We start from the raw sequence: 22,062 nt of genomic DNA, 5'->3' as shown, positions 1-22,062 counted from the left end.
TGGCGCACCGCCGCCTTGCGAAGGTGCGTTTCACCATCAGTCGATTTCGACACCTTCGACGATCAGGCGGAGGCTGTCGAGGCGGAGACGGGCGGCTTCGATGGCGGTGCGGACTTGGAGGACTTGTTTTTTGGCCAACTCGATCTCTTCGGGGCGGACGTTGTCGTTGAGCTTGGAGAGATCCACGAGGCGTTGGAGGTCGGCCGTGAGGACGGCGGCGGCGCGTTCGCGGGCGGCTTTCTTTAGCGTGAGCGTGTGGGTTTTCGCTCGGTCGTTGGCGGCTTCGACGAGGTTTTTGAGGAGCGTGCCGTTGAAGCCCGGGCGCTCGAGGAAGCGGGGGAGCGGGGCGTCTTCGACGTCGGCGGAGAGGCGGGTGTAGAGCGCGTTTTCGGTGAGATCGTTGCCGTGGATGTCGACCAACACGCGGATGGGCGTGGGGGCGAGGAATTGGTCGACGTGCCACTTGGCGTCGGCGACGGCTTCGAGGACGAAAACGGCCTCAAGGAGGAGGTTGGGTTTATCGGCTTCGAGGACGCAGAAGCTGGTGGTGCCGGCGGGCGAATCGACGAGGAGGTCGATGCTGTCCTGCACGAGCGGGTGGTCGGCGGAGATGAAGCGGATGTCTTCGCGCGCGATGGCGCGTTTGCGGCTGTAAGTCGCCAGCATGCCGTCGCGGGGAATGGACGGGAAGCCTTCGACGTAGGCGTGGTTGGCGTCGAGGTTCACGTCGCCGTCTTCGTGCTCGCTCATGCGCACCCCGAAGTGATCAAAGAGATCGGTGAGGATTTTTTTGAGGAGCGGGTCGGCGTCGGCGGCGCGGACGCGGTCGATCACTTGGCGGGCGACGGTGGGGTTGAAGGAGTTCAACTCGAGGAGGCGGTCGCGGCCTTGCTTCATCTTCAGCTGGAGTTCGTCGCGGAATTTTTCGGTTTCGGCGATGAAGGCGTCGAGTTGGGCGCGGGCGGTCTTCTTGAGTTTGCCTTCGCCGTAGGACACGGCGAGTTCGAGGAGGCGGGTGCGGAAGGCGGTGGCGTAGTCATTGCCGCCGTGGAGCGGGGCTTCGAAGGCGTTCAGTCCGAAATGATACCACTCGGCGACGGCGGCGTCGGCTCCACCGGCGAGGTAGGGAACGTGAATTTTGATGGTATCCGTTTGGCCGATACGGTCGAGGCGGCCGATGCGTTGTTCGACGAGGCTGGGGTTGAGCGGGAGATCCCAGAGGACGAGGTGGTGGGCGAACTGGAAGTTGCGGCCTTCGCTGCCGATTTCGGAGCAGAGGAGGAGTTGCGCGCCGTCTTTTTCGGCGAACCACGCGGCCTGGCGGTCGCGTTGGACGAGCGGGAGGCCTTCGTGGAAGAGGCCGATGTTGAGGTTGTGCTTTTCTTTGATGGCGGCTTCGAGGGCGAGGACCTTGCGCTCGGAGCGGCAGATGAGGAGGACTTTGGCGGGCGCGGTTTTTTTGAGGAAGGAGACGAGCCAGTCGAGGCGGGGGTCGTCTTTGTAGGTGTAGCGGAGGGCGGTGGCGGCGGACGGCTCGCTCACGCTCGCCGCTACGGGTTTGGATTTGGACTTGGCGCTGGGGAAGGCGGTGAGGGGGGCGGACTTGGCTTTGGTTTTCTTGGCGGCCTTTTTGCGGGTGGGTTTGGCGGGCGCGTCGTCGAGGGTGTCGTCGGAATCCTCGGAGGGTTCTTCGTCGGGGCTGACGACGTTGTCGGATTCGCCTGAATTAAAGTCGTCGGAGTCTTCGGAAGACGCGTCGGCGAGGGCGGCTTCGGCTTCTGCGGAGAAGTCGATCGAGATGGGGCCGGTTTCGATTGCGGCGGCGGCGCCTTGGATACGGCTGGCGTTGTGGGCGCTGGCTTCGGCGGCGGCTTCTTCGGCTTCGAGTTCGCGGGCGACGCGGGCGAGGAGGGCGGGCGTGGCGTCGGGGAGCGCGACGGGGCAATACTGGCGCTTGGGGAAACCCGTCATCGCGGCGCGGGTGTTGCGGAAGACGACGCGGCCGGTGCCGTGTTGATCGAGCAAGGTGCGGAGGAGGGCTTCGCGGGCGCCGGGTTTGCCGGCGTCGAGCGCGGCGAGGTGCGTGGCGAGGGTTTCGGGATCGCGGTCGAAGATCTGGCGGAGGGTCTTCTGGTCGGCGTTGGAGAGGGCGCTGTTTTCGACGATCTTTTCGGCGATGGCGGCGATTTTGCCGAAGTCGGCGGTCTCGTCGAGGAACGTCTCGTAGTCGTCGTAGCGATGCGGGTCGAGGAGGCGGAGGCGGGCGAAGTGTCCGGCGAGACCGAGCTGGGTGGGCGTGGCGGTGAGGAGGAGGAGGCCGGGGGCTTTGCGGGCGAGTTGCTCGACGAACTGGTAGTCGGGGCTGGCGGCTTCGGGGGTCCAGCCGAGGTGGTGGGCTTCGTCCACGATGACGAGATCCCAGCCGGCTTCGATGACCTGGGTGCGGCGAGCGGCGGCGTCGGGGCCGGCGAGGTAGGCGATGCTGGCAAGGCCGAGCTGGCTGGAGAGGAAGGGGTTTTTGCCGGGCTCGGAGGCTTCGACGGCGAGACAGCGGGCTTCGTCGAAAATGGTGAACCACAAGTTAAAGCGGCGGAGGAGTTCGACGAACCACTGGTGGGTGAGCGACTCGGGAACGAGGATGAGGGCGCGTTTGGCGCGGCCGGTGGCGAGGAGGCGCTGGAGGATCAAGCAGGCCTCGATGGTTTTGCCCAGGCCGACTTCGTCGGCGAGGAGGACGCGCGGTATCTGGCGGTTGGATACCTCGTTGAGGATGTAGAACTGGTGCGGGATCAGGTCGATGCGGCCGCCGAGGAAGCCGCGGACCTCGGACTGGCGGAAACGGTTGGCGGCCTGGAGGGCGCGGAGACGGAGATCGAAGACCTCGGACGGGTCGGCCTGGCCGGCCATGAGGCGTTCGGCGGGGGAGGCGACGCTGGTGATGTCGGAGATGGCGTCTTCGCGGACGCGTTGGCCCTCGGCGCCGATGTAGGTGAGGAGGCCGGCGGTTTCCTCGACGGAAGCGATGGTGAATTTGGCGCCGGTGCGGGGGGCGACGGATTCGCCGGCGGCGAACTGGACGCGTTTCAGGACGGGCGTGCCGCGGGCGTAGATGCGTTTCTCGCGGGTGGCGGGAAACTCGACCGTGATACGGGTGCGGTCGAGCTCGGCGACCTGGCCGAGGCCGAGTTCGGGTTCACGTTCACTGACGCAGCGCTGTCCGACAAAACCGAGAGACATAGCGGAACATCAGACGGCTTCGGCGGGAGGAGATCAACACTCGGATGAGCAGATTTTTTTAACGCAGAGGCGCAAAGAAGAGGCGACGAGAGCGAAAGAAGGGAGACGGCGGTTTGTCACTTATTAAGTTACAAACGGGATGGGTGGGACCCGTTTCAGGGTGAAGGGACGTGGGTAAGTTTTTCGGGGTTGCTGACGATGTAGATGGCTTTGATTCGGGTGCCGGTTTCGTCAAAGGCGAAGGCGTTGATGGTGAGGACACCGTTGGGGCGGCGTTGGATCATGCCGGGCAGGCCGTTGACGATGGCGGGGCGGCTGATGGCTTCTTGGAAAACGTGCGGGCTGATGCCAGCGAGAAAACGGCTCGCGTAGAGGGCGCTGTAGATGGGCTTGAGGCGTGATTTTACTTTGCCGCCGCCGTCGGTGTAGAGGACGGCGTCTTCGGTGAGCAAGGCGAGGAGTTCGCTGAGATTGCCGGTGCGACAGGCTTCGGTGAAACGGGCGACGAGGGGCTCGGTGCGGGCGACGTCGGCGACGAAATCGGCGGGGCGTTCGGTGCGGCCGAGCTGGGTGCGGGCGCGGCTGACGATCTGGCGGCAGGCGGCTTCGCTTTTGCCGACAATGGGGGCGATCTCGGCGTAGTCGCGGTCAAAGGCTTCGCGGAGGAGAAACACGGCGCGGTCGAGCGGGGTGAGGGTTTCGAGGAGGAGCATGAACGCCATGCCGAGGGAATCTGAGAGCGCGGCGGTTTCGTCGGGCGACGGCGCGGAGTCGGAGAGGAGCGGCTCGGGCAGCCAGATGCCGACATACTCTTCGCGTTGGCGTTGGGCGGAGCGAAGCTGGTCGATGCAGAGGCGCGTGAGCGTCGAGATGAGCTAGGCCTTGGGCGTTTGCACGGTGGCGGCGTCTTGTTTTTGCCAGCGGAGAAAGGTCTCCTGCACGGCGTCCTCGGCTTCAACGACACGGCCCAGCATCCGGTAGGCGATGCCGAAGAGAAGCGTGCGGTGTTCGGTGAAGAGGGAGGACAACAGCAGGAGAGTTATCGAGAACTCAGGAAATCAGGAAACCGAATTTTCGAGGGACGGGCGCATGCCGACGCCGAAGCGGTTCCAGGCGTTGATGGTGGCGATGGCGAGGGTGACGGCGGCGATTTCGAACTCGGTGAACTCGGCACGCATCGCGGCGAAATCGGCGTCGGAGACGTGTCCGCCGGGGAGGCGCGTGAGGACTTCGGCCCAGTGGAGCGCGGCGCGTTCGCGGGCGGTGAAGAGGTTGGTCTCGTGCCACGCGGAGAGCAGGAACAGGCGCTGGTCGGATTCGCCGTGGGCCTTCGCTTCGGCGGAGTGCATGTTCATGCAGTAAGCGCAGCCGTTGATCTGGGAAACGCGGAGAGTGATCAGGAAGTGGAGGCTGCGTTCGATGCCCGTGGAGTCGGCGACCTGCTGGAGATCGAGCAGGCCTTGCATGAGGGCGGGGGCGACGGACCAGTGGTCCATGCGGGGCTTGAGGGCCGTGGAGGGTGACGAGACGGTGGTGGTGTGATTGGTCATCACACAACCAGACGAAATAGTGTTTCGTTTTGTGACAGCGGGGCGAAAAACTTCGGGCGCTCAACCCGGGTTTGTAACTTATTAAGTTACAAACCGGGTTGGGGGTGGAGTCAGGGACGAAGGGGGTGTTTTTAAGCGGAAGAGTCTTCGCGGTGGCGCTCGATGTCGGGGAGGAAGACGGTGAGCAGGCCGATCAACGGGAGCCAGGCGCAGAGCTGGAAGACATAGTTGATGCCGGTGTGGTCGGCGACTTTACCGAGCACGGCGGAGCCGATGCCGGCGACACCGAAGGCGAGACCGAAGAACAGGCCGGCGACCATGCCGACTTTGCCGGGCATCAGTTCCTGCGCATACACGAGAATCGCCGAGAATGCGGACGCGAGGATCAAGCCGATGAAAACGCTGAGCACGGCCGTCGCGCCGAGGCCGACGTGAGGCAGTGCGAGTGAGAACGGCGCGACGCCGAGGATGGAGGCCCAGATTACGCGCTTGCGGCCGATGCGGTCGCCGATGGGGCCGCCGGCGATCGTGCCGACCGCCACGGCGGCGAGCAGGATGAACAGGTGGTATTGGGCGCTTTGCACGGAGAGGTGGAAACGGTCGATCAGATAGAACGTGTAGTAGCTGGTGAGCGAAGACAGGTAGACGTATTTGGAGAACGTCAGCGCGATGAGCACGCAGACGGCGAAGAACACACGGCGGCGGGAAAGCGCGTTCACGTTGGCAACCGCGTTGGGATCGAGGGCGGGACGCGGCTTGCGGACGAGCCGGTGCGGGTTGGCGCGGTGCCAGCGGCCGACGCGCCAGAGCACGACGACGCCGATCAACGCGAGTATCGAGAAAAACAATACGGAACGTTGTCCGTGCGGGACGATGATAAGTGCGGCGAGGAGCGGGCCGATGGCGCTGCCGGCGTTGCCGCCGACCTGGAAGACGGACTGGGCGAGACCGCGGCGTTTGCCGGCCGCCATGAAGGCGATGCGCGAAGCCTCGGGGTGGAAAATCGCGGAGCCCGCGCCGACGAAGCTGGCGGCGATGAGGATGTGCGTAAAATCACCCGCGTAGGCCAGCAGGATGAGGCCGGTGAGCGTGAGGGCCATGCCGACGGGCAGGGAGAAAGGCATCGAGCGTTTGTCGGTGAGGTAGCCGACGAGTGGTTGCAGGAGCGATGCGGTGCATTGAAACGTGAACGTGATCAGGCCGAGCTGCGTGAAGCTCAGGCGGTAGCTGTCTTTTAAGAGCGGGTAGATGGAAGGCAGCAGCGCCTGGATCGTATCGTTGAGCAGGTGGGAAAAACTGATCGTGAACAGCACCGCAAAAACAGTGTTGGTCGCGGCGTTGTTTTCGGGATTCCCGGAGGTGGTGACGGCGGACGTTTGCATGACTGGAGTCCGGCATAATCCACCGGCGCCGCCTCCGTCTCAAATCCGTCTCTAGGTGTTAACCGGTCTGTTGCTGGTATTTTTCTCTGCTGCGGGCGCGAAAGGCGGCGGGAGTGAGCTTTTCGTAGCGGCGGAAAAAACGACTGAAGTAGGAGGGATCTTTGAAGCCCAGTTTGAAGCCGATTTCGGAGACGGTGAGCTCGGAGTGGAGGAGCTGGCGCTTGGCGGCGAGCAGGCGGCGGAGGCGGATGTGTTCACCCGCGGCGCGTCCGGTGGCGGCGCTGACGACGTCGTTGAGGTGGTTGACGCTCACGCTGAGTTTGCGTGCATAGGGCGCGAGCGAAGCCCATTCAAGAAAGTGTTTTTCGACGGCGAGCTGGAAGCTGCGCACGAGCGCGGTGGCACGGACGGTTTGCGGTGCGGCGGTTTTCGCGGTGTGGAGCCGGCGCGATTTAATGAAGAGGATGCGCAGCAATGCGCGGATGACCTCGGGTGCGTCGGGGCGGGCGAGATCGGCTTCGGACTGGAGCTCGCGGAAGAGCGCGGGGATCTCGGTTTCGCGCACGGGGTCGAGCGAGAGCCACGGAGGCGTGTCGGTCGCGAAATAAAACGGCAGTTCCAGCAGGAGGGTCGCGCCGGTTTCGGAGCTGGCGTCGAAAAATTCGCGAGTGAAGGAAATGATGGTGCCGCGCATGTCGGCTTCGGGTTTCACGGTGTGGACCTGACCAGGCGTGATGAACAGCAAGGTGAGGCCATCGACGTTCTTTTCGCGGAAGTCGTGCATGAGGCGCCCGGGACCGCGCAGTAACGACACCTGGAAAAAATCGTGGTAGTGCGGCTGCAAGCGGGCCGGCTCGGCGTTCATCGATTCCTCATACGCCATGGCTACGAAACCCTCGGCGCGCAGGGAGTCGCGGCTGTGGAGGTTCATGCCGATCGCGGGAATGGTGCGGTGTTTCATCGCGGGGATAACGTTGTCGGCGGAGTGCGGGGGAATCGAGCTGCTTGTGGGCGGCGGGTGGCCGACAGATGCCTTGCCGCGGGCCGGGCCGGCGGGTTGGCTTTGCGCGTGCAACAGAATGACGAGCGCGAGTTCAGCCTGATGCTGGCGATTTTTTCCGTTTCGGCGGGAATGGTGGGCGTGTGCCTCACGGGGATCGGGCTGTTGCAGGTGGTGACCTCGGTGAAAAAAGCCGGCACGATCAGCGATGAATTACTCGCGGTGGATGCGGGTCTTTTCCTGGTGTGCTGCCTGTTGATTTTCGGGTCGTTCCGGCTGAAGCGCGACGGAATCAGGCAGCGGCTTCAGAAGGCGGCCGACACGGCTTTTTTCCTGGGGTTGGTGCTGATGGCGATCATCTGCGTGCTGATCACGATGGCGTTTGTCTGACGATCACGCCGTGTCGCGGGGATGTTTCAGCGCGGCACGGGCGAGCGCGGTTTCGAGCGACGTTTTTTTGATGGGCTTGCTCAGGTAGTCGTCCATGCCGGCCTCGGTGCATTGCTGATGGTCGCCCTCCATGGCGTTGGCGGTGAGAGCGATGATCCACGGGCCGGTGGTGCCGGCGGGGGTGTTGGCGCGAATGCGGCGGGTGGTTTCCAAGCCGTCCAGCTCGGGCATCTGCACATCCATGAGAATGATGTCGTAGGGCACGCGTTCGAGCGCGGCGAGGACCTCGAGACCATTGCCGGCGACATCGGCGCGGTAACCGAGGCGCGAGAGCATGTGGAGCGCGACCTTTTGGTTAACCGAGTTGTCCTCGGCGAGCAGGATGCGTCCGGCGAGCGTTTCGCCGGCAACGGGCAGGGCGATGGGAATGGGCGTGTCGTGAATCTCCTCGTGACCGAGTGAGCGGCCGATCTCGTTGAACAATTGGGAGGGCTTTGCGGGCTTCGTGAGACACGAAGTGAAGAGCGCGGAATCCTCGGGGGCGGGATGACGGCCGATCGAAGAGAGCAAAATCAGCGGCAGTTCGACGCCGGCGGGCAAGGCGCGGATTTCGCGCGCGAGCATGATGCCGTCCATCTCGGGCATCTGCATGTCGAGAATGGCCAGGTCGAAGCGGTTACCGGCGCGGATGAGATCAACGCATTCGCGGCCCGTCTGCGCGACGGTGCAGACCATGCCCCATTTGTGGGCGAGGGTGGAAAGGATGCGGCGGCCGTGTTCGTTGTCGTCAACGATGAGCAGGCGTTTGCCGCGGATGTGAAAACGATCGGCCGGATTGTAGGTCTTGGGTCCGGCGGCGATCCACGGGCAAGTGAGCGTGAAGAAGAACGTGGAGCCCTTGCCGGGAGGACTTTCGAACCACATGCGGCCGCCCATCAGTTCGGCGAGGCGTTTGCTGATGGCGAGGCCGAGACCGGTGCCGCCGTATTTGCGGGTGGTGGAGGAGTCGACCTGGCTGAAGGAGCGGAAGATGCGGTCATGCGCCTCGGGCGGGATGCCGATGCCGGAGTCGCGCACGCCGAAGAGCAGCTCGCGCCCGGATGCGTCGTTGCGGGCCACGCGGACGAAGACCTCGATCTCGCCGGTTTCGGTGAACTTGAGGGCGTTGCCGACGAGATTGACGAGGATCTGACGGATGCGGGTGATGTCGCCGCGGACTTGAGCGGGCACGCCCTCGCCGATCTCGTAGAGGAGCTCGAGGCCCTTGTGGGATGCTTGCGGCGCGAATAAGTCGAGGGTGGTCTCGATGCACTCGTGGATGCTGAACGGCTCGTGTTCGAGGTCCATGTGGCCGGACTCGATTTTGGAGAAATCCAGAATGTCGTTGATGAGCGACAGAAGACTCTCGCCGCTCACGCGGATGATCTCGGTGAACTCCTTTTGCTCGCGGTTGAGCGGAGTGTCCATGAGCAGCGAAGTCATGCCGATCACACCGTTCATGGGCGTGCGGATCTCGTGGCTCATCATCGCGAGGAACTGGCTCTTTGCGACGCTGGCCTGCTCGGCGGCGTGGCGGGCCTGCTGGAGTTCGCTGATGTCGGCAAGGACGCCGAACCAGACCTTGGTGCCATCGGGCTGGACGGAGGCGGAGGCGCGGGCGTTGATCCAGCGTTGCGTGCCGTCGGGCCGCAGGATGGGGAAGGCATCGGTCCACGGGGCGGTGGCGGCGACGGCTTTTTCGAGGTGGATATAAACGCGCTCGCGATGAGCCTCCTCGATGGAGGCGTAGAGGCGTGACGGCTGGGCGATGACCTCCGTGGAGTCGTAGCCGAAAAGGTTGTTAAAGCCGGCGCTGAGGAAGGCGAAGGAGCGTGAGTCGTCGGGGGCGACCTCGAATTGGAAGAACACGCCGGGGGCGTTGCCGGTGAGAGCGACGAGGCGTTGTTCGTTGGCCTGGAGTTTTTGCTCGGCGATCTTGCGTTCAGTGATGTCGGTCTCGATCGCCATGAAGCCGCTGAAGGCCGCATTCGCATCGTGCAGAGGCTGGACCTCGATGTGCAGCCAGTGGGTGCCGCCGGCTTTGTTGTAGTTGAGGATTTCTACGTTGAAGCCGGTGCGGTTGGCCACGCCCTCGCGCATGATGCGGTTGGTTTCAGTGTCCGTGAGCGGACCTTGCAGGAACGAGCCGGGGCGGCGGCCTTTGACCTCTTCGAGCGTGTAACCGGTGATGCGGGTGAAGCCGGCGTTGACCCACTCGATGCAGCCGGTGATGTCACAGATGATGACGGCGTTGCTGGTGCGGTCGGCCACCATCGCGAGGCGACGGGCCTCGGCTTCGGCCGTGCGCAGGTGTGAAGTCATGTCGCGGGCGAGCTCGAGTGCGTGGCTGCGGCTCATGCCAAGCGCGAAAATGACAGCGGCGAGAAGCAACGTGATCACGGTGCCGCCGAGGCCGATGAAGAACGGCACGGTGCGCTCGACCAATGCATCGAACTTGGGCGTCGAGGTGATCACCAGCGTCCATTGGCGTCCGCCGATGGTGGCGGGCATGATACGATGAAACAAAGCGCCGGATGCGTCGGCCGGAGTGGAATCGGTGTCGAGCAGGAGTTGATCGCGCGAGGTGACGGAGCCCTCGAATATCTCCGCGTTGATCAGATTTTCGCTGAAATCCATCACGCCGGCGAAAGTCTCGTTGAGAACCATCGGAGTATAAACGAGACCCCATAACGAGGCTTCGCGCTCGGCGGGCGTGCGGGGATGCGTGCCGTTGAGATAGACCGGCAGAAGGTATAGAAAACCGCTTTGCGCGCTCCGTTCGGCCAGCACGAGTGAAATGCGACCGGTGAGTGCGGGCTCCCCGGTGCGCACGGCGCGCTCGATGGCCTCGCGACGCACGGCTTCACTGCCGACATCGAAGCCCCACGCCTGGCGATTGGGCGCGAGCGGCTCGATGAATTTGATCACATACAAATCGGAGGATTCGCCGGTGGTCGCGGTTGCAGTGGACGCCTGGGCGATGGTGCTGACGTTGAAGTCGGGGGCATCATCGGCACGCTCGGCGGCGACGAAGGCATCGAGATCGGTCCGCTGCACGCGTTGGATAAAACCGAAGCCGAGGACCCCCGGGAACTCGCTGTGGAAATCGCGTGATTCAACGTAGGCGCGAAACTCCGAGCGTTCAACGGATTTACTGGCTGCGTAAACGCCGCGAGCGCCCTTGAGGCCGGACACCGGAAGATTGGCGCGGCGCACAAGGTCGCGAGACAGACGCTCGGCGAGACGGTCAAATCGATCATGCGCCTGTTCGAAGTAAATCGTTCCGGCCTGATGCGCGCTCCAGATGGAAGCAGTCAGACCGGCGATGATGATCAGAACGGGTGGCAGCCAGATGGCGGGAGTTTTCCCTCCCGCTGGAATGAGCGTGAGAGAAAAAGTTTTTTTGCAGGCGGCGAGGCAGCGCCAGAGGACCAGCGGGCCGGCCAGCAACGTGAGTAATGCGGCATCGAGGAACGCTTCGCTGAGGCCGTGGGTATCCGGAGCGATCACAGGCAATAACAGCATCACCAACACTTCTGACAGCGCGATGACTCCGAGCATTTCGACGAGCAAACGCGGGATATTCAGAGACCGTTGCATGGGGCGTGAGCAGATTACTTTGGAGGTCGGAGATTGTCACGCCCTGTGCACAAAAAAGACGGACCGATCAGGGTCCGCCTTGAGCCAAAAAAATAAAGCTGTTTTCCGGTTTAAGCCACCGTGAGGGTCACGGGGATGTTGCCCTTGGTGGCGTGCGAGTAGGGGCACACGACGTGGGCTTGCTCCACGATTTTTTCGACGGTGGCGCGGTCCACGCCGGGGACGGTGATGGTGAGGGCGGCCTCGATGCCGAAGCCTTGGCCGTCATCGCGCGGACCGATGCCGATCTTGGCGGTCACGGTGGCATCGGCGGGGATTTTCACAGAGGCCTTGCCGGCGACGAACTTGAGTGCGCCGAGGAAGCAGGCGGAATAGCCGGCGGCGAAGAGCTGCTCGGGGTTGGTGCCGGTGGCGCCGTCGCCGCCGAGTTCCTTGGGCGTGGTGAGCGTGACGGCGAGAACGCCGTCGGCGGATTTGGAGGAGCCGGAGCGGCCACCGGTGGAAGTGGCTTGGGTGGTGTAGAGAACTTTCATGTGAAGTGGATGCGACGGATTGGTAAGCGGGACGGAGTGATCAGGGTGCGCGGTCAGGCCGACCGGGGCAAGCTGGCGGCTTGCTTTTTCAACCAGGCGACTTCCTCGGGGAACACGTTGTGTGCGGAGCCGGGGAAAATGTGCTTAGTGACGGTGGCGTTGAAGGCGGCGAGTGCGGTGGCGCTGTGCTCGACGTGATCGAGCGGGATGTGGGCATCGCGTTCGGCGCACGCGACGAGGACGGGCGTGCCTTGGAGATCGATGCAATCACGGGTGGTGTCGGTCGGGCCGATGAGCGCGCCGCTCAGGCCGGCGACAAACGCGTAGCGGCGCGGATGACGCGAGGCGTATTCAAGACTCAAGCACGCGCCTTGGGAAAACCCGGCGAGGCCGATGCGTTCCGACGGAATGCCGGCGACGAGGGCTTCGGCGACGAGGGTGTCGATCACGGCGAGGGCGCTGGAAAGCCACGGCTCGTTTTGTGCCGGCGGCACGAGGAAACGATGTGGATACCAGCTGCTGTTGGCCGCCTCGGGCACGAGGTAGGTCAAGTCGGAGGCGCCGAATACATCGGCAAGGCCGGCGATGTCGTCGGCGGAGGAACCGCGACCATGGAGAAGGATCACGACGCCGCGGGCTTTCGCGAGCGGAGCGCCGAGTCGGAGGGTGTGGGTGGCGTCGTGGAGGTGCATGGTTTGTGACGAAGTAGCGAGTAGCGGGTAGCTAGTAGTGAGTAGTCGGAGGACGGATTGGGGGTGCTCGCTACCCGCTACTCACTACCCGCTACTTTTTATTTAGTGGCGAGTTTCGCGGCGATTTGGGCGGTGTGTTTGCCTTGGTAGCGGGCGATGGCGAGTTCGTTGGGGGAGGGCGTGCGTTCGCCTTTGGAACCGGCGATGGTGCCGGCGCCGTAAGGAGAACCGCCGGTGATGTCGTCCATGTTGGTGAGTTCTTGCGCGGCGTAAGGAACGCCGACGACGACCAGACCCTGGTGGAAGAGGAACGTCTGCATGCTGACGAGGGTGGTTTCCTGGCCGCCGTGTTGCGTGCCGGTGGAAACGAACACGCCGCCGGCTTTGCCGACGAGGGCGCCCTTCATCCAGAGGCCGCCGGTGGAATCAAAGAAGGCCTGCATCTGGGCCGAGGCGCTGCCGTAGCGCGTGCCGGAGCCGAAGAGCACGCCATCGGCCTCGGCGAGGTCGGCGGGCTTGGCGACCGGAATGTGCTCGAAGGTTTTTTTGGTTTCGGTGGCGCCCATTTTGGCGAGGACTTCGTCGGAGAGCGTCTCCTGGACTTGGAGAAGTTCGACCTCGGTGCCGGGGACGGAGCGCGCGCCTTCAGCGACGGCTTCGGCGAGTTTATAGACATGGCCGTGGAGGCTGTGGAAAATGACTTTGATTTTGGTGCTCATGGTTTTGAGAAGTAGTGAGTGGTGAGTAGCGGGTAGTGAGTAGGGCGGAATTGAAGTAACCTTATTTGGTTACGGAGATGGGCGGGAGGAGCTTTTCGATTTGGGTGCGGGCTCGTTCGAATTGAACCGGGAGTTTGAGCGCGGTTCCCAATGATGCGAGGGATTCGTCCACCGCGAAACCGGGGTTGGCGGTGGCGATTTCGAAGAGGATTCCGCCTGGCTCGCGATAGTAGATCGAATGGAAGTAGTTGCGGTCGCGCACCTCGGAAACCGAGTAGCCGGCGTTTTGCAGCGCCTTTTGCATGACGAGTTCGGTGGCGTCGTTGGGCACGCTGAAGGCGATGTGGTGAACGGTGCCGGAACCGCCGGCGCCGGGTGCGGCGGAGGCGTTGGCAATGACGTCGATGTAGTTGCCCGATTGTTCGCCGGATGCAGCCGTGAAGCGGGCGCGGTCACCGTCGCGTCGAACGAGGCGGTAGCCCATCGTGTCGGTGATGAGTTTCTCGGTGGCTTGCGGAGCGCGCACCGTGAGTTCGGCGGTGTGCATGCCGCGGAGGGCGTGGTCGGCGGGGATGGTGGCGGTGGTCCAGCCGGAGCGGGTGTCGTTGGTGACGGCGACGATCTCGACGGGGATGCCGTCGGGGTCGGCGAAGGCGACGACGTCTTCGCTGAAGCGATTGCGACGCGTGGCGGCGACGTTGTTGGTCTGAAGGCGAGCCTGCCAGAAATCGAGCGAGGTGGCGGGAGCAGCGAAGACGATGGCGGTGGTTTGTCCGGAGCCGACGCGACCGCGGGCCTCGTGGCCGGGCCAGTAGAAGAACGTGATGATGGAACCGGGGCGGCCGGATTCGTCGCCGTAGTAGAGATGGTAGGCGGACGGGTCGTCGAAGTTCACCGTTTTCTTCACCAGGCGCAGACCGAGGATGCCGGTGTAGAAATCAACGTTTGCCTGCGGGTTGCTGGCGATGGCGGTGATGTGGTGGAGGCCGGTGGGAGTGTTCATGGTGAAGAAGGGGACAGAGGACGGAGAACAGATTACAGAGGACAGAATGCGGAGTGTTTACTTGGTGGCGGCGCCGGCGAGGGCTAGGGTGAGGACGATGTTTTCGGCGACCTTGTCGGTGGCCTGGCCGGGCATGATGTTGAAGTCGCTGCGGTTGATTTCGAAGGTGGTGCGGAGGACGAGGAGGTCGCCCTTGAGATTGGCGTCTCCGAGGCGGGCACCGAGTTTGTCGGCGAGGTGGGTGAAGGTGACAGGGACGGTGACTTCCTTGGTCACGCCTTTGACGGTGAGGTTGCCGGTGAGATCGGCGGTGACCTGCGTGCCCTTGGTCTTCACGTTGGCGACCTTGACGGCCTCGAAGGTGATCTCGGGATATTTGGCGACATCAAGCCAGTTGGCGCTGTGAAGATGCTCGGCCATTAGCGGGTTTCCGACGGTAATGGATTTAGTAGCGAGGATGATCTTACCGGTGGTGGCGGTGGGCGCGGCGGTGTCGAAGACGACGGTGCCGGTGATGCCGGTCGCGGTGCCGGTGATGGATTCGAGGGGAGCGTCGAGGTGGAACTGAACGTTGTTAACGCCCTTCGGGTCTTTGAAGTCGAAGGACTGGGGCGCGGCGTAGGCGGCGGAGACGAGGGCGGTGGCGAGGAGGGAGGAGCGGATGAGCGAGTTCATGGTGTGTTTTGGAATGATGAGTTGAGCTGGCAGAAATTTTTAGGCGTGGCGGCCGTTGGTGAAGATGCTCGCGGTGGCGAGGGCGGCGGCGACACCTGCTCCGGCCGCGAGGACCTCGACACCGGCGACGAAGGTTTTTTCGCGGACCGGGAAATCGATGCCGGTGATCTCGTCGTGCTGGACGACGACCCTGCTGGTCTGGGTCCAGCCGGCGTGGGCACCGGTGGCGATCCAGAGGCCGAGCACCGCGAGCAGGGCGGCTGCGGCGGTGAGGCGGAGGGCGAGGGAGAGTCGGTTGGTCGGTTGCATGGGACCAGATTAGCAGGCGAAGGGTTATGCGCCTACTGCGCGGAACGGCTTGCCGTCATGCGTTTCGCGCATAACCGTGCGTCACCGTGAATCTTGATCTTCTTCGTTCGTTCTTCGCCATCGTGGAGCAAGGCAGCCTGAACAAGGCATCGGAGCGGTTGCGCGTGTCGCAATCCACGCTCACGCGGCAGATGCAAACGCTGGAGCAGGAAGTGGGCGGTGCGCTGCTGGAGCGGAGTCCGGGCGGCGTGGCGTTGACGGCGACGGGACATGCGCTGGCTGAAAAGATGCGACCCCTGCTGGAGAAATTCGACGTGGCGATGGCGGATGTGCGACAACGGGCGCGTGGACAGAGCGCGGTGTTGCGCATCGGTTATCTGATGTCGGCGGCGGCGTGTTATCTGAATCCGGCGTTGTCGGCGGTGAGGAAGGCGCACCCCGAGGTGAAGGTGACGATGCGGGATTTGTCACCGGGTGAGCAGATCACGGCGTTGCGCGAAGGAACGATTGATGTGGGCTTGATCGGGCAGGCGGGGGCGCTGCTGACGAAGGAATTTTATGTGAAGACGCTGGCGGTGCTGCCGGTGTGGGCGGCGATGTCGGAGGAGAATCCGCTGGCAAAGGCGAAGACGGTGAAGATGGCCGATCTGAAGCGTGAGGTGTTTGTGGGTGCGCTCGACGAGGATGTGCCGGGACACAACAGGTGGGTTTCCCAAGTGTGCAAACGCGCGGGTTTTCGTGCGCGCTTCGTGCAGGATGCGGACAGTCTCACGCACGGGTTGTCCCTGGTGGTGACGGAAGGCGCGGTGTCGTTGCTGCCCGGTTATGTGCAGCGGCAGCAGGTGCCGGGCGTGGTGTTTCGCGAGTTGCGCGACACGACGGCGAAGTGGGAACTGATGGTCGCCTGGCAACGCGGCAAGTCGTCGGCTGCGTTGAAGACATTGCTGGAGGCATTGGCGGAGGCGGGTGCGATGCGGTGAAACTTTTTGCTGCCCAATCCGCCTGGATGTTTCAGGGTGGAGGGATGTCAGCGCCGATCCTTTACGAGTCCCATTGTCACACGCCTCTTTGCAACCATGCCGAGGGCGAGCCTGAAGACTATGCAGTGATGGCGGAACTGCGCGGGTTGAAGGGAATTATCTTCACCTGCCACGCGCCGCTGCCGGATGGATTTGCGAAGGAAGTGCGCATGCTGCCGGAGGAGTTTGAGACTTATGTGGCGATGATCGCACGTGCGCGTGAGGCGTTTGCAGGCCGGGTCGATGTGCGGCTCGGGCTGGAGAGCGATTTTTATCCGGGCGTCGAGCCGTGGCTGGAGAAACTTCATGCGCGCGTGCCGCTACACCATGTGCTGGGTTCGGTGCATTACCAGATGCGCGATTACCGGGCATTGTTTTACCGCGGCGATGTGGCGGCGTATCAGGAAATTTACTACGAGCACCTGGCGTTGTCGGCCGAGAGCGGATTGTTCGATACGCTGGCGCATCCGGATCTGATCAAGAACGAGGATCCGGCGCAGTGGAGCTTTGAGCGGATCAAGCCGCAGGTGGAGCGCGCGCTGGATCGCATCGCGGCGACCGGTGTGGCGATGGAGCTTAACACGAGTGGAATGCTCAAGGCGTTGCCGGAGATGAACCCGTCTCCGTCGCAACTGGTGCTCATGCGCGAGCGGGGGATTCCGATCGTGCTCGGTGCCGATGCGCATACGCCGCGCCGCGTGGCCGATGGTTATGCGATGGCGATGCGGATGTTGCAGGCGGCGGGTTACACCGAGGTGAACTACTTTCTGGATCGCAAGCGCCACACGGTGCCGATCACGGACGCGCTCGCTTCACTACGCTGAGCCGGAGCACTCAGGTGCGCGGCGTGGAGGAGGTGACTTCCGTGGAGAGTGTTTGCAACGCCTGCCAGGCGCGGCCGAGCGCGGCGTGGAGGAGATCCACGCGGAGCGGTTTGCTCAGGAAATCGTTCATGCCGGCGCGGAAGGCGTTGAGGCGGTCCTCCTCGAAGGCACCGGCGGTGAGGGCGATGATCCACGGGTGATTCTGGTGCTGAGGCAGTGCGCGAATGCGGCGGGTGGCTTCGAGACCGTCCATGCCGGACATCTGCACATCCATCAAAATGACATCGAAGGAACGGCGTTGCAGCGCGCCGAGGGCTTCGGCGCCGTCGGAGACGATTTCGACCTCGTAGCCAAGGCGGCGCAAGGTGAGCTGGGCGACGCGTTGATTCACGTTGTTATCCTCGGCCATCAGGATGGACAGCGGCATGGCGTCGCCAATTCGTTGTGATGCGGGCGGCGTGGGTGAATTTTGCCCGCTTTGAAGCGAGGGCACCAAGCTCGCCATGAGTTGATAGAATCGAGGCGCGGAGCTGTCGGAGAGCGTGCCGATGCGGTTGATCGGAAGGAGCGGCGTGGATTTGAGGGCGCGGGCCTGAAGTGCGCGGGCGAAATCGAGACCGTCCATGCCGGGCATCTCCGGATCGGAGATGATGAGATCGCACGGCACACCGGTGGCGAGCCGGTCGAGGGCGTGTGTGGCGTCGGGGACCGAGAAGGTGAACAGGCCGGCGAGGCGCGCATAGTGTTCGATGGTGGCGCGCAAAGGCTGGATCGCGACGATCAAGGCGTGGCGGTGGGCGAGGCGGGCGAGACAGTTGGCATGCACCGTGAGGGCGTCCTCGATGACCACGGGCACGCGGATGTTGACGGAGAAGGTGGATCCACGGCCCAAGGTGCTCTCCACTTCGATGGTGCCGCCCATGAGCTCGGTAAGACGGCGGCTGATGGCGAGGCCCAGACCGGTGCCGCCGTGCGTGCGGGTGATGGAGGCGTCCACCTGGAAAAAGTGTTCGAAGAGCCGGGCCTGTTTGTCCTTGGGAATGCCGATGCCGGTATCGGTGATCTGGAAGGTGAGGCTGACCTCATCGGCCGAGGCGGAATCCACCCGTGTCTCCAGGAGGATGCCGCCGTGGTCGGTGAATTTGACGGCGTTGCCGAGCAGGTTGACGAGAATCTGGCGGAGGCGGGAGGCGTCGCCCTCGATCATGCGGGGAGTATCCGATGAAATGATACGCGAGAGAGACAGGTTTTTCTGGCGGGTGTGCGGCTCGACGAGATCCATGGCCTCGGCGACGCAGGCAAGCAAGTCGAAGGGCTGGCGTTCCAGTTCGACGCGACCGGCCTCGATCTTGGAGTAGTCGAGCGTGTCGTTGATCAGCGTGAGAAGGGATTCGCCGGAGAGCTTGATCGTCTGGAGATAGTCACGCTGCTCGGCATCGAGCGGGGTGCCGGCGAGGATGTTGGTCATGCCGATCACACCGTTAAGAGGCGTGCGGATCTCGTGGCTGATGGTCGCGAGGAAGGAGCTCTTGGCCTGATTGGCCGCCTCGGCGACGCGGGCCAGCCGCTGGGCTTCCTCGATGGTGGCCTGAAGGGACGTGTTGGCCGCGCGGAGGCTTTCGTCGGACTCGAGGAGGGCGATCATGTTCACGCGTTCGCGGGTGATGTCGTAATTAACGCCATAGGAACGGATGATGCGGCCATCGGCATCGCGCACGATGCGGCCGCAGTTGCGAATGTAACGGACGTCGTCGTCGGGCGTGAGCACGCGATACTCGACGTCGAATTCTCCGCGGCCCTCGGCGAAGGCGCGGTTGATCTGCTCTTCAGAGGCGCGATCATCGGGCAGCATCACGAGGCCCCAGATGGAAAAATTACCGGGGAAGGCGTCGCGGTGCATGCCGTGGAGGGCGAGCATGGCGTCGTCCCAGATGAGTTCGCCGGTGGCCTCGTTGTATTCCCAGATACCGATGCCGGCGAATTTGGCGGCGAGCGTCATGCGCTCGGCGAGGCGGGCGACCTCAAGCTCCGCGCGTTTGCGGTCATCGATGTCCTGCATGGTGCCGGCCACGCGCACGACGCGATTATCGACCGTGTAGGCGCGACCGATGCAGCGAACCCAGCGCACGCCGCCGGTGCGCGGGCGGAGCTGCAGTTCGATGTCGTAGGGAACGCCCATAAGACAGCACTGGGTGAAAGCCGCATCGATCAGCGGTTGGTGTTCCTCGATGAAGGTCGCGATGCCGTCCGCCGCGGCGGGCGGAGTGTCTCCCTCGGGAATCCCGTGGATGCGAAACGTCTCCGCGCTCCATTGCTGTTGATGCGTGGACAGATCGTAATCCCAGCTGCCGATGCGGGCGATGCGCTGGGCTTCGTTGAATAGCGCCTCGTTGCGCTCCAGAAACATTTCGCGTTCGACCTGCGCGGTGACATCGGTGCCCACGACGAGGAAGGCGTTCAACGTGCCGTCGTTGTCGCGGATCGGTTTCCCCTCAATGCGCATCCAGATGGAGACGCCGTCCTTGCGGCGGTTGCGGATGACCACGGAAAAGTTGAGACCGTTCTCGACGCCGTTGCGGATGTCGGCGGCGCGGGCGGGATCGCTGTCAGGCGCACGCATGAAGTCGGCTGGCGTGCGGCCTTTGACCTCGGTGAGCGGGTAACCGGTGATGCGGGTGAACGAGTCGTTGGCCCAGAGAATCCGATACTGCGGATCGGTGACGATGGCGGCGTTGTGCGTGTGTTCCGCGACCATCGCGAACATGTCCGTGGTCGCTGCCGGCAGGCTTTCGGGCCATTGCGGGGTCTGATCAGAAGGGATCATGAACGGTGAAACATGCGGGGCTGACGTGGCACCGAGTGTCTCACGAATGGCAGGACGGGCAACCTTGATCTACTGGGGGTTTTACCCAAGTGGGAGAAAATTCTGTCCTTTCGCCGCCGATCGCCTATGCCCGCCCCATGCCGTCGTCGCTCCTCAATCTTTATGGCTTCACGCGTGCCGAGCTCGGCACGCTCGTGGCCGGCTGGGGGCTGAACGCAGTGCACGCCGCGCGCCTGTGGAAGTATCTTTATCTGGAACGCGTGGTGGAGTTCGCAGCGATGGAAGAACTGCCGTTGCGGGTGCGGACGCGACTCGAGGCCGAGACGACGCTCGGCCTGCTGGCGACCTCGCGCGAAACACGCTCCAGTGATGGGTTTACGCGCAAGTATCTGCTCGCGCTCGAAGACGCGCACCGCATCGAAACCGTGCTCATGCGCTACAAGGGCCGCACCACCGCCTGCATCAGTTCGCAAGTCGGCTGTGCCATGGGTTGTGTGTTTTGCGCGACGGGCCAGATGGGTTACACGCGCCACCTGACGGCGGGCGAGATCGTCGCGCAGGCGGTGCATGTGGATCGCGTATTGTGGCATACCGCCGAGGAAAATCCTGCGCTCTCCGAGTCCGATCACAGTTCGCCGCACCACCGCCACGAGCGTCTGCGCAACATTGTGCTCATGGGCATGGGCGAGCCCTTGCACAACTACGACGCGGTCATGAAGGCCGTGGACATCCTCTGCGACGGCGCGGGCATGGGCCTCGGTGCGAAAAAAATCACGCTCTCCACCGTGGGCGTGGTGCCGGGCATCATTCGCATGACCGACGAGAAACGCCAGGTGTGCCTGGCCGTTTCGCTGCACGGGGCGACGCAGGCCGAACGCGCCGCGCTGGTCCCCGCGGCGCGCAAGTGGACACTTGATGCGTTGATGGACGCCTGCCGCTACTACACGACGAAGATGGACCGCCGCATCTTCTTTGAGTGGACGCTGATCGACGGCAAAAACGACGGCCCCGACCAGGCGCATGCGGTGGGCGCCTTGTTGAAGGGCATGGCGGCGCAGGTGAACCTGATCCCGTTGAATCCAACTTCAGGATACGCAGGCGCGCCAAGTAACAACGCCAAGAAATTCCAAGATATTCTCGCCGGCTACGGGCTGCCCAGCACGGTGCGCCAGCGGCGCGGCATTGATATCGGCGCGGGCTGCGGCCAGCTCGCGGTAGCGGATGCGTCGGCTTAAACGACGCCGGCGGCCGACAGGGATTTAACGAGCGGCGTGGGTAGTAATTGCACTGCCGGCAGTTCGGTCACCAGACCGAGCCGCCGTGCGCGCGCGGCCAGCGTGAGCCAGGCAAGCGACGCGGTTTCGCCAGTGACGGCGTTCTCGGCGACTTGGTCGATCAGCGAGGACGGCAGGTCGATCTGCGCGCGATCGAGGGCATTTTGCTCTGCGAGAAAGGCGGATGCGGAAATGCCCAAAGTGCGAATCCACGGGGATGGCCGCGAGGGCGCCGTATAGATCAGTCCCGCGTCTTCAGGATAGGCGGCCCATTCCATGAACAGACGGAAATGCGTGTGAAACTCGACGAGCGCGCGGTCTGCGTTGTCGCGCGCAAAACTGGACGACCAGGTTTTGCGTTCGCGGGCCTTGGCGACGTCCCAGAGCTGGAGGGAGAGTGTCCACTGGTTGCCGTCGCCGCCGGTGAGCGAGCCGGTGAGCACGAAGTCGAGACCATCGGCCGCAGTGTCCACGATTTGCTGGATGTTGGCCGGCGTCCAAGGATGGGGGAACAAGACGTGGCGTGATTGCTCGCGGGAACCGAGCACGGCGATCGGCGTGTAGTTGACGGAGAAATACATGGTTTCCGCCAGCCAGAGAGGGAAGCCGCGCGCGAAACGGCCGAGGTCGTCCTCGGGGCGGTCGAGGCGTTCGCGCAGATCGGGCAGGCCCGGAGTGGCGAGCTGGGTGAAGGCAATGCGCCGCGCAGCCGGGGCCTTGGGCGGAAGGAGGCCGGGGGTTGTTTCCACGCCGTAGGCCCACACCGGTTTGGCGATGCTGACGAGCGAAACGGTTTCCGCGCCCGACGTTTCGGTCGGCAGCGTGGCATCCAAGGCCAGTGACGGAAATACGCCTGCGGGGGCAGGCGGGGCGCTTCGGCCGATGAGACGATCCATGAAACCCATGCCCACAACGAAGACGGTCCCTGAATTGTCGCGACGCTTTTCGTCTGCAAATCCGTCGAGGGGACGGATTTTACAGATTTTATGCGG

At 63.6% G+C, this 22,062-nt stretch carries 19 protein-coding genes; 4 read left to right on the top strand and 15 right to left on the bottom strand.

Going from position 1 to position 22,062, the window contains the following annotated elements:
- Positions 1-36: 36 nt before the first annotated feature.
- From FPL22_RS18050 to FPL22_RS16170, 6 genes are all read right to left on the bottom strand, one after another.
- A complete protein-coding gene (locus FPL22_RS18050; RefSeq protein ID WP_238991456.1) occupies positions 37-3,237 on the bottom strand; it encodes a helicase-related protein in 3,201 nt (1,066 codons plus the stop codon).
- A gap of 155 nt (positions 3,238-3,392) precedes the next feature.
- Entirely contained in the window at positions 3,393-3,959 is a 567-nt protein-coding gene (locus FPL22_RS18045) for a sigma factor-like helix-turn-helix DNA-binding protein (protein WP_238991455.1), read from the bottom strand.
- Between the two features lie 153 nt (positions 3,960-4,112).
- Positions 4,113-4,265: a sigma factor gene (locus tag FPL22_RS18040; RefSeq protein WP_238991454.1), complete on the bottom strand. Its 153-nt coding sequence runs from the start codon at positions 4,263-4,265 to the stop codon at positions 4,113-4,115.
- 30 nt (positions 4,266-4,295) lie between these two features.
- Positions 4,296-4,787 carry a carboxymuconolactone decarboxylase family protein gene (locus FPL22_RS16180; protein WP_144354073.1) on the bottom strand — a complete coding sequence of 164 codons (492 nt, stop codon included), beginning with the start codon at positions 4,785-4,787 and terminating at the stop codon, positions 4,296-4,298.
- Between the two features lie 131 nt (positions 4,788-4,918).
- On the bottom strand, positions 4,919-6,169 hold the full coding sequence (locus FPL22_RS16175) for an MFS transporter (protein WP_144354072.1): 1,251 nt from the start codon (positions 6,167-6,169) through the stop codon (positions 4,919-4,921).
- Positions 6,170-6,227: 58 nt separating this feature from the next.
- Positions 6,228-7,130, bottom strand: coding sequence for a helix-turn-helix domain-containing protein (locus FPL22_RS16170; RefSeq protein WP_144354071.1), 903 nt, complete (start codon positions 7,128-7,130; stop codon positions 6,228-6,230).
- Between the two features lie 57 nt (positions 7,131-7,187).
- Here FPL22_RS16170 and FPL22_RS16165 point away from each other — a divergent pair, with 57 nt between their 5' ends.
- A complete protein-coding gene (locus tag FPL22_RS16165; RefSeq protein WP_144354070.1) occupies positions 7,188-7,559 on the top strand; it encodes a hypothetical protein in 372 nt (123 codons plus the stop codon).
- Positions 7,560-7,562: 3 nt separating this feature from the next.
- Here FPL22_RS16165 and FPL22_RS16160 read toward each other — a convergent pair whose 3' ends face one another.
- From FPL22_RS16160 to FPL22_RS16130, 7 genes are all read right to left on the bottom strand, one after another.
- Complete coding sequence (locus FPL22_RS16160; RefSeq protein WP_144354069.1) at positions 7,563-11,198, bottom strand: CHASE domain-containing protein; 3,636 nt, start codon at positions 11,196-11,198, stop codon at positions 7,563-7,565.
- A 110-nt stretch (positions 11,199-11,308) separates the two neighbouring features.
- Entirely contained in the window at positions 11,309-11,731 is a 423-nt protein-coding gene (locus FPL22_RS16155; protein ID WP_144354068.1) for an organic hydroperoxide resistance protein, read from the bottom strand.
- A gap of 53 nt (positions 11,732-11,784) precedes the next feature.
- Positions 11,785-12,423, bottom strand: a complete 639-nt coding sequence (locus FPL22_RS16150; RefSeq protein ID WP_144354067.1) for an alpha/beta hydrolase — start codon at positions 12,421-12,423, stop codon at positions 11,785-11,787.
- Positions 12,424-12,521: 98 nt separating this feature from the next.
- Entirely contained in the window at positions 12,522-13,142 is a 621-nt protein-coding gene (gene wrbA, locus FPL22_RS16145) for an NAD(P)H:quinone oxidoreductase (protein ID WP_144354066.1), read from the bottom strand.
- Positions 13,143-13,203: 61 nt separating this feature from the next.
- Complete coding sequence (locus FPL22_RS16140; protein ID WP_144354065.1) at positions 13,204-14,145, bottom strand: ring-cleaving dioxygenase; 942 nt, start codon at positions 14,143-14,145, stop codon at positions 13,204-13,206.
- Between the two features lie 57 nt (positions 14,146-14,202).
- Positions 14,203-14,820, bottom strand: a complete 618-nt coding sequence (locus tag FPL22_RS16135) for a YceI family protein (protein WP_144354064.1) — start codon at positions 14,818-14,820, stop codon at positions 14,203-14,205.
- Positions 14,821-14,859: 39 nt separating this feature from the next.
- Positions 14,860-15,129, bottom strand: a complete 270-nt coding sequence (locus FPL22_RS16130; protein ID WP_144354063.1) for a hypothetical protein — start codon at positions 15,127-15,129, stop codon at positions 14,860-14,862.
- An 86-nt stretch (positions 15,130-15,215) separates the two neighbouring features.
- Between FPL22_RS16130 and FPL22_RS16125 the strand changes: the two genes are divergently transcribed.
- Both FPL22_RS16125 and FPL22_RS16120 read left to right on the top strand, forming a co-directional pair.
- Positions 15,216-16,109 carry a LysR family transcriptional regulator gene (locus FPL22_RS16125; protein WP_238991453.1) on the top strand — a complete coding sequence of 298 codons (894 nt, stop codon included), beginning with the start codon at positions 15,216-15,218 and terminating at the stop codon, positions 16,107-16,109.
- Positions 16,110-16,153: 44 nt separating this feature from the next.
- A complete protein-coding gene (locus FPL22_RS16120; protein WP_144354062.1) occupies positions 16,154-16,972 on the top strand; it encodes a histidinol-phosphatase in 819 nt (272 codons plus the stop codon).
- Between the two features lie 10 nt (positions 16,973-16,982).
- On the opposite strand, the gene FPL22_RS16115 is transcribed toward FPL22_RS16120, so the two are convergent.
- Positions 16,983-19,796 carry a PAS domain-containing hybrid sensor histidine kinase/response regulator gene (locus FPL22_RS16115; protein ID WP_144354061.1) on the bottom strand — a complete coding sequence of 938 codons (2,814 nt, stop codon included), beginning with the start codon at positions 19,794-19,796 and terminating at the stop codon, positions 16,983-16,985.
- A 137-nt stretch (positions 19,797-19,933) separates the two neighbouring features.
- Between FPL22_RS16115 and rlmN the strand changes: the two genes are divergently transcribed.
- Positions 19,934-21,031 carry a dual-specificity RNA methyltransferase RlmN gene (gene rlmN / locus FPL22_RS16110; RefSeq protein ID WP_144354060.1) on the top strand — a complete coding sequence of 366 codons (1,098 nt, stop codon included), beginning with the start codon at positions 19,934-19,936 and terminating at the stop codon, positions 21,029-21,031.
- Here rlmN and FPL22_RS16105 read toward each other — a convergent pair.
- Positions 21,028-21,966 (bottom strand): hypothetical protein, encoded by a 939-nt coding sequence (locus FPL22_RS16105; protein WP_144354059.1) that lies wholly within the window; start codon positions 21,964-21,966, stop codon positions 21,028-21,030. The genes rlmN and FPL22_RS16105 overlap by 4 nt on opposite strands.
- Between the last annotated feature and the right edge of the window lie 96 nt (positions 21,967-22,062).

Origin of the sequence: Rariglobus hedericola, from assembly GCF_007559335.1 — a bacterium.
Lineage (GTDB): Bacteria > Verrucomicrobiota > Verrucomicrobiia > Opitutales > Opitutaceae > Rariglobus > Rariglobus hedericola.
This window is presented reverse-complemented; position numbering and strand designations above follow the sequence as displayed.